This is a genomic window from Actinoallomurus oryzae (genome assembly GCF_039541955.1).
In the GTDB taxonomy this organism is placed as follows: domain Bacteria; phylum Actinomycetota; class Actinomycetes; order Streptosporangiales; family Streptosporangiaceae; genus Actinoallomurus; species Actinoallomurus oryzae.
Genome location: NZ_BAABHF010000006.1, coordinates 47,006 through 60,547 on the forward strand (window position 1 = coordinate 47,006; position 13,542 = coordinate 60,547).

The window sequence follows — 13,542 nt, forward strand, 5'->3', positions numbered from 1 at the left end:
CGTTCGCGGTCGTACTACCGCAATAGTCGCAACCCCTCTCGAATCGGGGCGATGAGTGTGAGCCTGTTGGTTTCAGAACCCGATGTGACGATCATCGTCATCGTCTATAACGATGCGGGCCGCCTGGCTCGCGCGGTCCAATCGGCGCTGGATCAGTCGCTGTCCGGAGTCGAGATCGTGATCGTCGACGACGCCAGCACCGATGCGACCCCACGGGTGGCGGCGCGGCTGGCCGCCGCCCGGCCCGACCGCGTGCGGGTGGTCACGCTGCCCGAGAACTCCGGCGGTTGTGGCCGGCCGCGCAACGTCGGAATGGATCACGCGAACGGCCGGTACGTGATGTTCCTCGACAGCGACGACACGCTCGATCCGCACGCTTGCCGGAACCTCGTCACCGCTGCCGAGGAGACCGGCGCCGATCTGGTCTCCGGGCGTTGCGTCCGCGTGCAGCCAGAACGTGAGCAGAACTGGTACCCGTCCCTGTACCGCGAGTCTCGAGTCCTCACGAGCATCTCGGATGAACCCGACCTGCTCTATGACACCCTTTCGACCAACAAGTGCTATCGGCGCGAGTTCCTTGATCGTGAGGACCTGCGGTTCGTCGACCGGCTCCACTATGAGGACCTGCTGTTCAGCGCGCAGGCCTATGCCGGCGCGCGGAAGATCGCGATCATCCCGCACCGGGTCTACAACTGGATCGTCGTGCCGCGTGGCGAGACCCTTTCGATAACGCACCGCCGATCCGAGCTGCGCAACTTCGCCGACCGGCTGGAGATCCACCGGCGGATCGACGTGACCTTCCGGCTTCGCGGTGCCACGGAGCTCATCAAGCACAAGAACGTTAAGTTTCTCAATCACGACCTGCTGCTCTACCTCCGTGAGCTGCGCAGCCGCGACCCGGAGTATCGCCAGGCCTTCCTCGACCTGGCTCAGGCGTACCTCGAGACGATGGACAGCGCGGTCTTCGAGGAGTGCAACCCGATGATGGCGATCGCCGGCTATCTGATCGTGCAGGGCGATTTGCGTGCGGCGATGGCGGCGGCCGACCACGTGCCGAGGAAGGGCGGCGCGCCGACGCTGTCGCTCAGCCCGGTCGAGCGCGACGGGCGGATCTACTGGTCTGGCACCTACCTCGGCGCGGAGGTGGGCCGCCGGATTCTCGACGTCACCGATCTGGGTATCCACTCCGCGCCGCTCGGCACACTCACTCTCGGCGGCCGGCTGACCGAAGCGCGGCAGGCGGGGCGCGAACTTCTCCTCACCGGCGACTTCATCAACCCGCTGGGCCGGATCGATGCCACCGTAGAGCTCGCCGGGAAGCTGGAGATCCGAGATCGCCGCAGGAAGGGGCGTGCCTTCCGCGTCCCGGTGACGCTGTGACATGACGGTGACCGGATCGGCTGGCGGGCCGGCTTCACGCCCGCCCGCGCCATACGGCCGATCGGCCTGGTGGACCAGACCTGGGGACTCTGGCTGCGCGTGGATGCCGGCGACGCCACGGTCAGCGTTCGCGTGACCTCTCCATGGACCGCCCACGAGGACGTCGTGGTGCCGATACGGCCACGGCTGACCCGTGTCGTCGGCGACCACCTGGAGGCGTACGTCGCCGACTCGGGCGAGCTCGCGTTCCGTATCGTCGGTCGCCGCTTTCCCGCCCGGACCGTCCTGCCCCTGCTGCGCGGGCTTGTCCGTACGAACCTCGGCGTCGAGGTATGGCGATTCCTTATCCGTGCCGAGAAAATGCTGGTCAAACGGCTGACCGGCCGCGCTACGAAGATCATGATCTTCAACCGGGTTCTTGTCCGGCTTCCGGTCAAGAAGGGCACTGTCGTGTTCGAGAGCCACCTCGGTGCCCAGTACTCCGACAATCCAAAGTACATCTACCGAGAACTGCGCGAGCGCGGCACACCGCACCGGGCGATCTGGTCCTACAGCACGAGCAAGCAGGGTTTTCCCGCCGAGGCGACGCTGGTCCGGCGAGGGTCGTGGGCGTACTACCGCGCCCTTGCCCGGGCCGAGTACTGGGTCGACAACCAGGGCTTCCCGGCCGGACTCACCAAACGCCGCCAGACCACCTACATCCAGACCTGGCATGGCTCGGCGTACAAACGGATGGGCTTCGACGAACCCTCGGTCAAGCAGAGCACCTGGGCCGAGCACGTACGCCGGCGCCAGATGGCCGACCGGTTCGACCATTTCCTCGTACGGTCCGAGCACGACGTCCGGACACTGGCCACGGGGCTCGGCGTGACAGCGCCGATGACGCGGGCCGGATACCCGCGCAACGACCCGCTGGTGAACGGCGGCGACCCGGAAGAGACGGCCGCGCTGCGGAAGAGCCTGGGGCTCGCGGACGACACCCGTACCGTCGTGCTGTACGCACCCACGTTCCGGGCAGACGAGAACGACCGGCCGGCCCCGCGCTTCTCGTCGCCGTTCGACCTCGAACGCTTCGCCCGCGAGTTCGGTGACTCCCACGTGCTCCTCGTTCGCTCGCACTACCTGAGCACGGCCGTGGTGCCTCCCGGACTGCGCGGCACCGTCATCGACGTGGGCGGCGTACACGACGTCACGCCGCTGCTGCTGCTCGCCGACGCCCTGGTCACCGACTACTCCTCGGTCATGTTCGACTACGCGCTCCGCGACCGCCCGATGATCTTTTACACGCCCGACCTCGACGAATACATCCTCCGACGGGGCACGTACTTCGATCTCGCCGAGCAGGCGCCCGGGCCGGTGGTCCGCGACGAGGACGGGCTGTTCGCCGCCCTCACCGATCTCGATCGCGTCCATCGTGACCACGCCGATCGGCGACGCCGGTTCGTCGAGCGGTTCGGTGAGTACGACACCGGCACCGCCGTCAAGGCCATCGTCGAACGCTTCTTCTCCGGAGGCCCCCGTGGCTGAGGCCCGCGACATCTTCATCGTGTGCAACAACGTGGACGAGCTCGGCGGCCTGCAGCGCTGGGCCCACCACATCGCCCGCCTGTTCACCGAGCGGGAGCATCGCGTCCATCTCGTCGGCGTCACCCGTGCGGACCGGGCTCACGACTACGGCGAGAACCCGCCGTACGCCGTCACCGTGTTGCACGAGCGTCGGCCCAGGCCGCGCCGCGGGGCCGCATCCCGGCTCGCGCACCGTGCCATGGTCCGCCGCGGCGCCGCGCGGCTGAGCGCGCTGTTCCGCACCGCAGCACCGGGCGGCATCGTCATCGCCGCGCAGGTCTGGGCGATGGAGTGGGTCGCGTGCGCTGACACCGCGGGCATGCCGGTGATCGGCATGAGCCATGAGTCGTACGCCGCGACCCGGCAGTCCTCGCGTTACCGGCGGGTCAAGCGTTACTTCGCGCGGGCCGACCGGCTGCTCGCGCTCACGCAGGCCGACGCCGACGCCTGGGCCTTCGACGACATGTCGAATGCCGCCGCCATGCCCAACCCACTCCATGTCGAACCGGCGGCGGTCTCCCCGCGGACCGATCCGGTGGTCGTACGGCTCGGGCGGCTGTCGTTCGAGAAGGGGCAGGACATGCTGCTCGAGGCGTGGTCCGAGATCGCCCTTCGCTACCCGTCGTGGCGGCTGCGCCTGTACGGCTCGGGCCCGGAGGAGGACGCGCTGCGACGACGGGCGGCCGAGCTCGGCGTCGCGGCGAGTGTGGAGTTTCCCGGCCCGACCTCCGACCTGGAGGGCGCGCTGACCGGCGCATCGATCTTCGCGCTGTCCTCGCGGGAGGAGGGCTTCCCGATGTCGATCATCGAGGCGATGGCGTACGGACTACCGACCGTCGCCTTCGACTGCGCGCCGGGCGTACGGGAGCTGCTCACCGACGGGCACGACGGTCTGGTGGCGACGCCGGGAAACGTGACCGCCTTCGCCGCCGCGCTGGAACGCCTCATGGACGATGAGCACCTGCGCGACTCGTTCGGGGAAGCGGCCCGCGCCTCGGTCCGCAGATACGCCCCGGACATCGTCGTCGACCGCTGGGAACGGACGTTCACGCTCGTGACCGAGCGCGCTGACCGGACATCGGTCGACTGATGCCGTCCGGCATCGGCCGGACGCCGTGCCACGGCGTTCCTGGGCATGGTCGCGGGAGGCTCCGCCGCCGTGGTCTCCTGCGCCAGACCTGAAGGCCGACGGATGGTCGGGCCTGGCGTTACCGGGTCGTTTATGGCGGTCGCAGCAGTCCGGTCTGGTAGGCCAGTACGACCGCCTGGACGCGGTCGCGTAGGCCGAGTTTGGGGAGGATGCGGCTGACGTGTGTCTTCACAGTCGCCTCGGACAGCCCGAGTTCGGTGGCGATCTCGGCGTTGGAGAGCCCTTTGGCCATCTCGATCAGCACCTCGCGCTCCCGGTCGGTGAGCAGGTCGAGACGCGGATCGTCGGCCGAGCCGGGCCGTGCGGGGTTCCGGCGGGTGAACGTCTCGATGAGCACCCGGGTGAGCCGGGGCGCGACGACGCCGTCGCCGGCGGCGACCGTACGGATGCCCGCGATGAGTTCGGCGGGCTGGACGTTCTTGAGCAGGAAACCGGCGGCACCGGCGTGGAGGGCGGCGAACGCGTACTCGTCGAGGTCGAACGTCGTGAGAATGAGAACGCGCGAGCCCGCGTGGTCGCGGGTGATCCGCTCGGTGGCCTCGATGCCGTCCATGCCCGGCATCCGTACGTCCATGAGCACCACGTCGGGGCCGAGCGAGGTCACCTGAGCGAGGGCCTCGGCGCCGTCGCCGGCCTCACCGACGACGGCGATGTCGGGCTGTGTCTCCAGCACCAGCCGGAAGCCCATGCGGAGCAGCGGCTGGTCGTCGACGAGGAGAACGTTGATCATCGGGCGTTCGCCGGCTGGGACGGTTCGAAGCGCGCGTGGACCCGCCAGCCGCCGTCGGGCAGCGGACCGGCCTGCAACCGGCCGCCGTAGACCGCGACGCGCTCGCGCATCCCGGCGATGCCGTGGCCGATGCGCCGCCGCCCCGCCGGAACGCCGACGGTCGGCCGCCCATCATCGGTGATCTCGATCTCCACATGCTCCGCGGTGTATTCGAGCCGTACCCGGGCACTGGTCCCCGGCGGGGTGTGCTTCCGGACGTTGGTGAGCGCCTCCTGGACGAGACGGTAGATGGTGAGTTCGGCCCCGGAGGCCATGGCGGGCGGCTGCCCGGTGACCACGAACTCCACCGGGAGCCCCGCGGCCCGGACCTCGGTGAGCAACGCGTCGAACTGGCCCAGCCCCGGCTGCGGGCGCCGTAGACCGGCGGAGGGGGTGTCCTGGCGAAGTACTTCCAGGACGCGCTGCATCTCCGCGATGGCCTGACGCCCGATCTCCGACGACTTGGACACGGCGTCGGCGGCCCGCTCGGGTGCGACCGGAAGGGCGTAGGCGGCGCCGTCGGTGAGGGCGACCATGACCGACAGGCTGTGGGTGACGATGTCGTGGACCTCGCGGGCGATCCGCGCGCGTTCCTCTGCCGCAGCGATCTGGGCCTGCTGGTCGCGTTCCTTCTCGAGGCGGGCGGCGCGGTCCTCCAGCGACGCCAGATAGGCGCGGCGCGTGCGCATGTTCAGCCCGATGACGGCGGCGGCCGTGGTCATCCCGGACAACAGGACGAAGACCTTCTGCAAGTGGCCCGGCGGCGCCCACTGAACGGTGGCCATCGCGACGCCGAGTTCCACGATGCCCGCCGCGACGAGCAGCCGCCGCAGCGTCGAGTGGGCCGCGACCGAGTACAGCGCGATGAGCACGGCGACGTCCCCGGTCGACAGGAGCACTCCGCCGAGCCACTGAGCGAACGCCAGCGCCGCGACCACGCTGAAGGCCGTGAACGGCGCGCGTCGCCGCCAGATCAGCGGCACGAGCAGCGCGATCTGTAGCCCCCAGCCGAGAAGAGGCTGCTTCGGCGGCTCCCGGAACAGGTGAGGTACCCCGAGCAGAAGCACGGCGAGCGCGAACCCGCTGTCGACGGCGGCGGGATGCCGTCCGGCGAGCGTACGCAGGCGAGGGCCCCAGCGCGCGACGAGCGCGCCGGGGCCGGACTCGGGCGAAGAGCCGATCATCGAGGGTCAGGCGTCCCTGCGCTTGAGCAGGTACGCTGCCACCGCCATCGCGATGGCGGTGTAGAGAACGAAGACCCCGAACCCCGTCCACGGGCCGAGCGATCCCGGCTCGGGCGCGTTGGTGAGCAGGTCGCCGCCCGCGTTGCTCGGCAGGTACGGCGTGATGTGCCTGCCCCAGGACGTGAGGTTGAGGACCTCGCCGAGGACCGGGAGCACCAGCAGGATGCCGAACAGCGCGGCGATGGCGCCGGCGGTGCTGCGGATGATGGCGCCGAGCGCGGTGCCGAGGAGGCCGACGACCGTGAGGTAGAACCCCACCCCGGCGACGATCCGCAGCGCCTGCGGCGAGGAGAGCGTGGCCTGGACGTGCTGGGAGGACAGGATCGCCTCGCCGCCGAGGAAGGTCACGAATGACACGATCTCCATCAGGACCAGGACCACCACGCTGAACACCACGGCCTTGGCCCACAGCACGGGGAGCCGGCCGGGGACCGCGGACAGGGTGGCGCGGATCATCCCGGTGGAGTACTCGCCAGTGATCACCATGACGCCGAGCACGCCCACGGCGAGCTGGGCGATGACGTACGGCCGGAGCGGCACGGTCACCGCCATGGTCGCGGCATGCTCGATCGGCCGGGCGTGGTCGCTGAGGCGGCTGGCAAAGCCCCAGCTGAAGAGCATCCCGAGGCCCATGGTCGCGACGACCGCGGCGAACAGCGACCAGAAGGTGGAGCGCAGGGTCCTGAGCTTGATCCACTCGGAGTTCAGGACGCGCAGCTGGGTGACCCTGCCGGTCCGAAGGGGGGTGGTGGCGGTGGTCATGCCGCGGACCTTTCTGCGGTGCGGGCAGGGGCCCGGTACTCGACGGACTCGCCGGTCAGCTCCATGAACGCCTCTTCCAGCGAGGCCTGCTGCGGCGCCAGCTCGAACAGCGTGACGCCGTTGTCCCCGGCGATCATGCCGATCTGATCGCTGGTCAGCCCGCTGACGAGCAGGGTGCCCTCTGCGATGTCCGCCACCGTTACGTCCGGGCCCGCCAGCAGGTCGCGCAGCCGCGCCGCCTGGGGAGAGCGGACCTTGACCCGGCCGGCGGAGGCGCGCTCAATGAACTCGGTGACGGAGGTGTCGGCGATCAGCTTCCCCCGGCCGATGACGATGAGGTGCTCGGCGGTCAATGCCATCTCGCTCATCAGGTGGGAGGAGACGAAGACGGCGCGTCCCTCGGCGGCCAGATCCTTGAGCAGGTTACGGATCCACAGGATGCCCTCCGGATCCAGGCCGTTGACCGGCTCGTCGAGAATCAGCGTCCTGGGATCGCCCAGCAGCGCCGACGCGATCCCAAGACGCTGGCCCATGCCGAGAGAGAAGCCGCCGACGCGCTTGCGGGCGACATCGCGCAGGCCGACCAGATCGATGACCTCATCGACCCGGCCCCGGGGAATGCCGGTGGTCGCGGCGAGCGCGAGCAGGTGGTTGTAGGCGGTCCGGCCCGTGTGGATGGCCTTGGCCTCCAGCAGGGCGCCGACCTCGTGCAGTGGCGCCGCGTGGCCGGCGTACGGCCGGCCGTTGACGGTCACCGAACCGGAGGTCGGCCGGTCCAGGCCGAGGATCATACGCATCGTCGTGGACTTTCCCGCGCCGTTCGGGCCCAGGAACCCGGTGACGACCCCGGGTTTGACGGTGAACGACAGGTCGTTCACCGCGATCTTGTCGCCGTACCGCTTGGTCAGGGCCTTGGCCTCGATCATCATCGGTTCCTTGGAAGATTGAGGGGCGTACTCAGGGAGAACGCTAGGGCGTCGCCTCGGGCACATTCGTCGCCCGCCCGGACGATTCCGGCAGGTGGCGAAGGTACACCGGCCGATGTACAGGTACATCGCGGGATGGAGCGGGACCACGTCGAGGTGTCGCTGCCCACTCTGCTACGACCCCGACTCGTCCTGCTGGAGAACGTGGCCGCCCTCCGCACCCGCGGACTCGCCACCGTTCTGGCGGACCTGGCCGCACTCGAGTACGACACGGCATTGATGGGCCTACGCGCCGCGGATGTCGGAGCGCCCCACCGCCGCGAGCGGATGTTCATCGACCAGCAGTATGAGTCTCCGCTCGCCCGCCGACCGTACGACCTGCGGGGTGACAGCCGCAGACAACCGAACATCACGCAAACGGCGCCTGACCGCGTAGCCGCAGGTCAGGCGCCGTTTCGCATGTTGATCAAGACGTGGGCACAGCTGGATTCGAACCAGCGACTCCTGGTTTGTAAGACCAGTGCTCTAACCACTGAGCTATGCGCCCGCTGCCGGAGTTCCGGCGACCGGGAAAGCCTACCGAAATCAACGGCCTGCCTGGCAAACCGAGCGGCCTTCCGGGGGTCAGGTGGGGGCGGCTCTTCGGTGGAGGACGCGGCTCAGGGCCGCCTCTACCTCCTCTGACAGGCCGGGGGCTTCGGAGGTGACCAGGTTGTCTCCGGTGCGTTCGGCGGTGCGTACGTGGCCGCAGGCGCGGCACTCGATCTCGCCGAGGCGGCAGACCAGGGTCGATGAGTGGCAGGCCGTGCAGTGGTCCAGGTCGGCGGTCCAGCCGTCGATGGCCTGGCATCGGGGGCAGACCAGGACCTGACGCTCGTCGCGGACCGCGCGTTTCCAGGGGCTCGCGCCGCGGGTCGGGTCGGTCTGCCGGGCCCCGCAGCGATAGCAGGGCATGGTCCCCTCCAGAGTGTCCGGGGCCGGGCCCGCCTTGGGCGGGCCCGGCCGCAGGAGACTACGAGATTTCGGCGAGCGCCTTGCGGTACTCGTCGATGTCACGGGCGTCCGGAATGGCGTTCTCGACCTTCCACCGGACCACGCCGTCCTTGTCGATGATGTACGTGCCGCGCTGGGCGAGGCCCGCGTCCTCGTTGAAGATCCCGTACGCCTTGGCCACCCCGCCGTGCGGCCAGAAGTCCGAGAGCAGAGGGAACTCATAGCCCTCCTTCTCGGCCCAGGCGCGGTGGGTGAAGACCGAGTCGACCGAGACCGCCAGGACCTGGACGTCGTCGCCGCCGAGCGTCGGGAGCTCGTCGCGGATCGTGCAGAGCTCCCCGGTGCAGATGCCGCTGAACGCCAGCGGATAGAAGACCAGGACGACGGTCTTCTTCCCCTTGAACTCCGAGAGCTTCACCGGCGTGCCGTGCTGGTCCTTCAGCTCGAAGTCCGGTGCGGCCTGGCCTACCTCAATCGCCATGTTCTGTAACCTCTCCACGGATTTTCGGACGCAAGCGCCAGTCTGCCACCCGGTGCCGAAGAGACGGTCAGGAGACTCGCGGATCCCGCGAGTGATGACGATCCCCGCGTGCGAGGTGGGTCAACGCCGTGCCTTGGGCGTCACCAGGCGGGTGCCGGACCACTCGCGGGCCGCGCTGATGCTGCTCGTCTGCGACAGGCCGGCCGTCTGGGCGGCCTCGCCGATGTCGCTGGGCTCCACGTGGCCGTCGCGCCCGGCCTTCGGCGTCAGCAGCCAGATGTGGCCGCCGTCCGCCAACGTGGTGAGCGCGTCGGACAAAGCGTCGAACAGATCACCGTCGTCGTCGCGCCACCACAGCAGCACGACGTCGACCACGTCGTCGTAGTCCTCGTCGACCAGCTCGTTCTCCGAGACCTCTTCGATGGAGCTGCGCAGCTCTTCGTCGCAGTCGTCGTCGTAGCCGATCTCCTGCACCACCTGGCTCGGCTTGATACCGAGCCGTTCGGCCAGGCTGCTCTGCGCCTGACCCGCGGTCGCGCTCACGAACGTCCTCCCTGTGTCGGGGCCGCATGCCGGGCCACGATGATCATTGTCTGCCGCTCGTGAGGTGCGGCATTGCCGGACAGTTCACACGCCGGACCACCCCGCGCGCAAGTGTCTTGCCCGCATGTGAGCAAACCCGTCCACCTGTGTCAACCGCCGTCAATGAAGCTGAGCCGTACGTTGCGCACGACATTGTCCACGTTGAGGTCGACAACGGCCACTGATTGCCAGGTCCCGAGGGCCATCTTTCCCCCCACGACGGGAATGGTGGCGTACGGCGGAACGAGGGCCGGCATGACGTGTGACCTGCCGTGCCCGAGTGACCCATGGGAATGGGTCCACCGGTCGTCTTTGGGCAAAAGCGCGCGCATCGCGTCGAGCAGGTCCACGTCGCTGCCCGAACCCAGCTCGATCAGCGCGATTCCGGCCGTCGCATGGGGGACGAAGATGTGCAAAAGCCCGTCGCCCGCGCCGGTCCGGCCGAGGAAGTCCTCGCACTCACCGGTGATGTCCTGAACGGTCTCCCGGCTACCGGTGGCCACACGGATCACTTCAGTTCTCATGTGCTCTGTCTACCTGCCCGCACAAGCCTGTCCGCACAAGCCGTACGGGTGCGGTCTCGCAAAGATCGATCCGGTTCCGATCGCGATGGTCGTTTCACCTCCTGAGGGCGGGTATCCCCTGAGTACGGGCTCTCCACACGGCGTGACGAGCGTGCCGGGAGCGCGGGCACTACGGTTACCCGGGGGTAGAGATGCGTTAACGGGCACGACGTACGACGATGGTCTGGACACCGACGATCCAGACCTGCACCTGGGTGAGTGAGAAGGGGACCCCGTGGCTTCCGGACGCCAGCGCTTTTCGATCATCAGCGACGGCCTCCCCAGTCAGCTCCCGGACATCGACCCCGATGAGACCCGGGAGTGGCTGGAGTCGCTCGACACCGTCATCAAGACGGAGGGCCGCAGCCGTGCCCGCTACCTCATGCTGCGCCTCCTGGAGCGCGCGCGTGAACAGCAGGTGGGCGTGCCCGGCCTCCGCAGCACCGACTACATCAACACGATCTCGCCCGAGCGGGAGCCGTGGTTCCCCGGCGACGAGTACGTCGAGCGCCGCATCCGCGCGTACATCCGGTGGAACGCCGCGATCATGGTGTCGCGGGCGAACCGCCCCGAGCTCTCCGTCGGCGGCCACATCGCGACGTACGCCTCGGCCGCCTCGCTGTACGAGGTGGGCTTCAACCACTTCTTCCGCGGCAAGGACCACGGCGAGTCCGGCGACCAGGTCTTCATCCAGGGCCACGCGGCGCCGGGCATCTACGCGCGCGCGTTCCTGGAGGGGCGCCTGCCGCAGGAGAGCCTCGACGGCTTCCGGCAGGAGATCTCCCACCCCGGCGGGGGCCTGTCCTCTTACCCGCACCCGCGGCTGATGCCGGAGTTCTGGGAGTTCCCAACGGTCTCCATGGGGCTCACCGCGATCAACTCGATCTACCAGGCGCGGTTCAACCGCTACCTGTACAACCGCAAGATCAAGGACACCTCGCGCTCCCACGTGTGGGCGTTCCTCGGCGACGGCGAGATGGCCGAGCCGGAGTCGCTCGGCGCGATCGGCCTGGCCGCCCGCGAGGAGCTCGACAACCTGACCTTCGTCATCAACTGCAACCTCCAGCAGCTCGACGGCCCCGTACGCGGCAACGGCAAGATCATTCAGGAGCTGGAGTCGTACTTCCGCGGCGCCGGCTGGAACGTCATCAAGGTCATCTGGGGCCGCGACTGGGACCCGCTGCTCGCCCAGGACGTCGACGGCGTGCTCGTCAACAAGATGAACACCACGCCGGACGGCCAGTTCCAGACCTACTCCGTCGAGACCGGCGACTACATCCGCGAGCACTTCTTCGGCGACGACCCGCGGCTGCGCAAGATGGTCGAGCACATGACCGACGACGACATCCGCAAGCTGTCGCGCGGCGGCCACGACTACCGCAAGCTGTACGCCGCGTTCAAGTCCGCGCGTGAGCACGTCGGCCAGCCGACCGTGATCCTCACCCACACCATCAAGGGCTGGACGCTCGGGCCCGACTTCGAGGCGCGCAACGCGACGCACCAGATGAAGAAGCTCACCAAGGCCGAGCTGAAGGAGTTCCGCGACCGGCTCTACCTGGAGATCCCCGACTCGGCGCTCGAGGCGGACCTGCCGCCGTACTACCACCCGGGCGAGGACTCCGACGAGATCCAGTACATGCGCGAGCGGCGCATGGCGCTCGGCGGCTACCTGCCCAAGCGCGTCAACCGCGCCAAGGCCCTCAAGCTGCCCGGCGACCCGGTGTACGCCGAGCTGAAGAAGGGCTCGGGCAAGCAGAACGTCGCCACGACGATGGCGTTCGTCCGGCTGCTCAAGGACCTGATCAAGAACGAGGACATCGGCGCCCGGTTCGTGCCCATCGCGCCGGACGAGTACCGCACCTTCGGCATGGACTCGCTGTTCCCGTCCGCGAAGATCTACTCCCCGTACGGCCAGACGTACGAGGCGGTCGACCGCAAGCTGCTGCTGTCGTACAAGGAGTCCGAGCACGGCCAGATGCTGCACGAGGGCATCAGCGAGGCAGGCGCGATGGGCTCGGCGATCGCCGCGGGCACCGCGTACGCCACGCACGGCGTGCACATGATCCCGGTCTACATCTTCTACTCGATGTTCGGGTTCCAGCGCACCGGTGACAGCATCTGGGCGCTGGGCGACCAGATGGGCCGCGGCTTCCTGCTGGGCGCCACGGCGGGCCGTACGACCCTGACCGGCGAGGGACTCCAGCACAACGACGGTCACTCGCCGCTGCTGGCCTCGTCCAACCCGGCGTGCGTCTACTACGACCCGGCCTGGGCGTTCGAGCTGTCCCACATCATCAAGGACGCGCTGCGGCGCATGTACGGCTCCAGCGAGGAGCACCCGCAGGGCGAGAACATCTTCTACTATCTGACGCTCTACAACGAGCCGTACCAGCAGCCCGCCGAGCCGGCGAACCTCGACGTGGACGGCGTGCTCAAGGGCCTCTACCGCTACGCCGAGGCGCCGGACGTCGAGGGCGAGGCGCCGGGCGCGCAGATCCTCGCGTCGGGCGTCGGCGTCCGCTGGGCCCTGGAGGCGCAGCGCATGCTGGCCGAGGAGTGGGGCGTGGCCGCCGACGTGTGGTCCGCCACGTCGTGGACGGAGCTGCGCCGCGAGGCCATCGCCGCCGACGAGTGGAACCTCCTGCACCCCGAGGCCGACCAGCGCGTGCCGTACGTGACTCGCGTCCTGGACGGCCAGCCGGGGCCGATCGTGGCGGTGAGCGACTTCATGCGCGCGGTCCCCGACCAGATCGCGCAGTGGGTGCCGGGCGACTACGCGTCACTGGGCACGGACGGGTTCGGCTTCTCCGACACCCGCGCCGCCGCCCGCCGCTTCTTCCACGTGGACGCGGCGTCCATCACCCTCGCGGTGCTGACGCGCCTGGCCCGCCTCGGCGAGGTCAAGCAGGAGGTCCTGCAACGCGCGATCGAGCGCTACCAACTGGGCGAGGGCGCGGACGTCGTGGTCGGCGCGGACAAGACCCCGGCGGAGACCACCACCGACTCGATGACGACTCCCGGCTGAGCCGGAGCGTCATCAGCGGGCGCCCCCTCGGGGGCGCCCCGCTGTCATGCCCACGCCCCGTCCAGGGCCGGTCGAGGGGCTCTGCGGCGACTTAGGTCCTT

12 protein-coding genes, 1 tRNA gene and 1 pseudogene are annotated in these 13,542 nt (G+C 69.0%); 5 read left to right on the forward strand and 9 right to left on the reverse strand.

The features are described from left to right. Positions 1-51 precede the first annotated feature (51 nt). The 3 genes from ABEA10_RS00720 to ABEA10_RS00730 all read left to right on the forward strand — a co-directional run bounded on the left by ABEA10_RS00720 (position 52) and on the right by ABEA10_RS00730 (position 4,036). Positions 52-1,380 carry a glycosyltransferase family 2 protein gene (locus ABEA10_RS00720; RefSeq protein WP_345455861.1) on the forward strand — a complete coding sequence of 443 codons (1,329 nt, stop codon included), beginning with the start codon at positions 52-54 and terminating at the stop codon, positions 1,378-1,380. 69 nt (positions 1,381-1,449) lie between these two features. Further along, positions 1,450-2,907 (forward strand): CDP-glycerol glycerophosphotransferase family protein, encoded by a 1,458-nt coding sequence (locus tag ABEA10_RS00725; protein ID WP_345455864.1) that lies wholly within the window; start codon positions 1,450-1,452, stop codon positions 2,905-2,907. Beyond that, positions 2,900-4,036 (forward strand): glycosyltransferase, encoded by a 1,137-nt coding sequence (locus ABEA10_RS00730; RefSeq protein WP_345455867.1) that lies wholly within the window; start codon positions 2,900-2,902, stop codon positions 4,034-4,036. Before ABEA10_RS00725 ends, ABEA10_RS00730 begins: the two co-directional genes overlap by 8 nt. A 130-nt stretch (positions 4,037-4,166) precedes the next feature. On the opposite strand, the gene ABEA10_RS00735 is transcribed toward ABEA10_RS00730, so the two are convergent. The 4 genes from ABEA10_RS00735 to ABEA10_RS00750 are packed head-to-tail and all read right to left on the reverse strand — an operon-like array spanning position 4,167 to position 7,797. Beyond that, entirely contained in the window at positions 4,167-4,826 is a 660-nt protein-coding gene (locus ABEA10_RS00735) for a response regulator (RefSeq protein WP_345455870.1), read from the reverse strand. Beyond that, positions 4,823-6,049: a sensor histidine kinase gene (locus ABEA10_RS00740; RefSeq protein ID WP_345455873.1), complete on the reverse strand. Its 1,227-nt coding sequence runs from the start codon at positions 6,047-6,049 to the stop codon at positions 4,823-4,825. The genes ABEA10_RS00735 and ABEA10_RS00740 overlap by 4 nt, the downstream gene beginning before the upstream one ends. Before the next feature lie 6 nt (positions 6,050-6,055). Then, the gene (locus ABEA10_RS00745; protein ID WP_345455875.1) at positions 6,056-6,871 is read right to left on the reverse strand and encodes an ABC transporter permease subunit; all 816 of its coding nucleotides are present in this window, start codon (positions 6,869-6,871) and stop codon (positions 6,056-6,058) included. Continuing rightward, complete coding sequence (locus ABEA10_RS00750) at positions 6,868-7,797, reverse strand: ABC transporter ATP-binding protein (protein WP_345455878.1); 930 nt, start codon at positions 7,795-7,797, stop codon at positions 6,868-6,870. Before ABEA10_RS00750 ends, ABEA10_RS00745 begins: the two co-directional genes overlap by 4 nt. A 135-nt stretch (positions 7,798-7,932) precedes the next feature. Between ABEA10_RS00750 and ABEA10_RS00755 the strand changes: the two are divergent. After that, positions 7,933-8,121 (forward strand): annotated as a pseudogene (locus tag ABEA10_RS00755) (DNA cytosine methyltransferase); the annotation flags it as partial. 150 nt (positions 8,122-8,271) lie between these two features. Here the strand turns inward: ABEA10_RS00755 and ABEA10_RS00760 are convergent. From ABEA10_RS00760 to ABEA10_RS00780, 5 genes are all read right to left on the reverse strand, one after another. Then, positions 8,272-8,344 (reverse strand) — tRNA-Val (locus tag ABEA10_RS00760). A gap of 77 nt (positions 8,345-8,421) precedes the next feature. Beyond that, on the reverse strand, positions 8,422-8,751 hold the full coding sequence (locus tag ABEA10_RS00765) for a hypothetical protein (protein ID WP_345455881.1): 330 nt from the start codon (positions 8,749-8,751) through the stop codon (positions 8,422-8,424). Positions 8,752-8,809: 58 nt separating this feature from the next. Further along, entirely contained in the window at positions 8,810-9,271 is a 462-nt protein-coding gene (locus ABEA10_RS00770) for a peroxiredoxin (protein WP_329240143.1), read from the reverse strand. Positions 9,272-9,391: 120 nt separating this feature from the next. Further along, positions 9,392-9,814 (reverse strand): DUF3052 domain-containing protein, encoded by a 423-nt coding sequence (locus ABEA10_RS00775; protein ID WP_285581524.1) that lies wholly within the window; start codon positions 9,812-9,814, stop codon positions 9,392-9,394. A 149-nt stretch (positions 9,815-9,963) separates the two neighbouring features. Then, a complete protein-coding gene (locus tag ABEA10_RS00780; RefSeq protein WP_329240141.1) occupies positions 9,964-10,377 on the reverse strand; it encodes a secondary thiamine-phosphate synthase enzyme YjbQ in 414 nt (137 codons plus the stop codon). A 274-nt stretch (positions 10,378-10,651) separates the two neighbouring features. On the opposite strand from ABEA10_RS00780, the gene aceE reads away from it, so the two are divergent. Next, entirely contained in the window at positions 10,652-13,441 is a 2,790-nt protein-coding gene (gene aceE, locus ABEA10_RS00785) for a pyruvate dehydrogenase (acetyl-transferring), homodimeric type (RefSeq protein ID WP_345455894.1), read from the forward strand. The last annotated feature ends 101 nt before the right edge of the window (positions 13,442-13,542 follow it).

Coding starts and splice junctions, on each gene's coding strand:
- ABEA10_RS00750 (WP_345455878.1), bottom strand. CDS start 7,797: ATGATCGAGGCCAAGGCCCTGACCAAGCGGTACGGCGACAAGATCGCG.
- ABEA10_RS00745 (WP_345455875.1), bottom strand. CDS start 6,871: ATGACCACCGCCACCACCCCCCTTCGGACCGGCAGGGTCACCCAGCTG.
- ABEA10_RS00720 (WP_345455861.1), top strand. CDS start 52: ATGAGTGTGAGCCTGTTGGTTTCAGAACCCGATGTGACGATCATCGTC.
- ABEA10_RS00780 (WP_329240141.1), bottom strand. CDS start 10,377: ATGAGAACTGAAGTGATCCGTGTGGCCACCGGTAGCCGGGAGACCGTT.
- ABEA10_RS00735 (WP_345455870.1), bottom strand. CDS start 4,826: ATGATCAACGTTCTCCTCGTCGACGACCAGCCGCTGCTCCGCATGGGC.
- ABEA10_RS00740 (WP_345455873.1), bottom strand. CDS start 6,049: ATGATCGGCTCTTCGCCCGAGTCCGGCCCCGGCGCGCTCGTCGCGCGC.
- ABEA10_RS00770 (WP_329240143.1), bottom strand. CDS start 9,271: ATGGCGATTGAGGTAGGCCAGGCCGCACCGGACTTCGAGCTGAAGGAC.
- ABEA10_RS00765 (WP_345455881.1), bottom strand. CDS start 8,751: ATGCCCTGCTATCGCTGCGGGGCCCGGCAGACCGACCCGACCCGCGGC.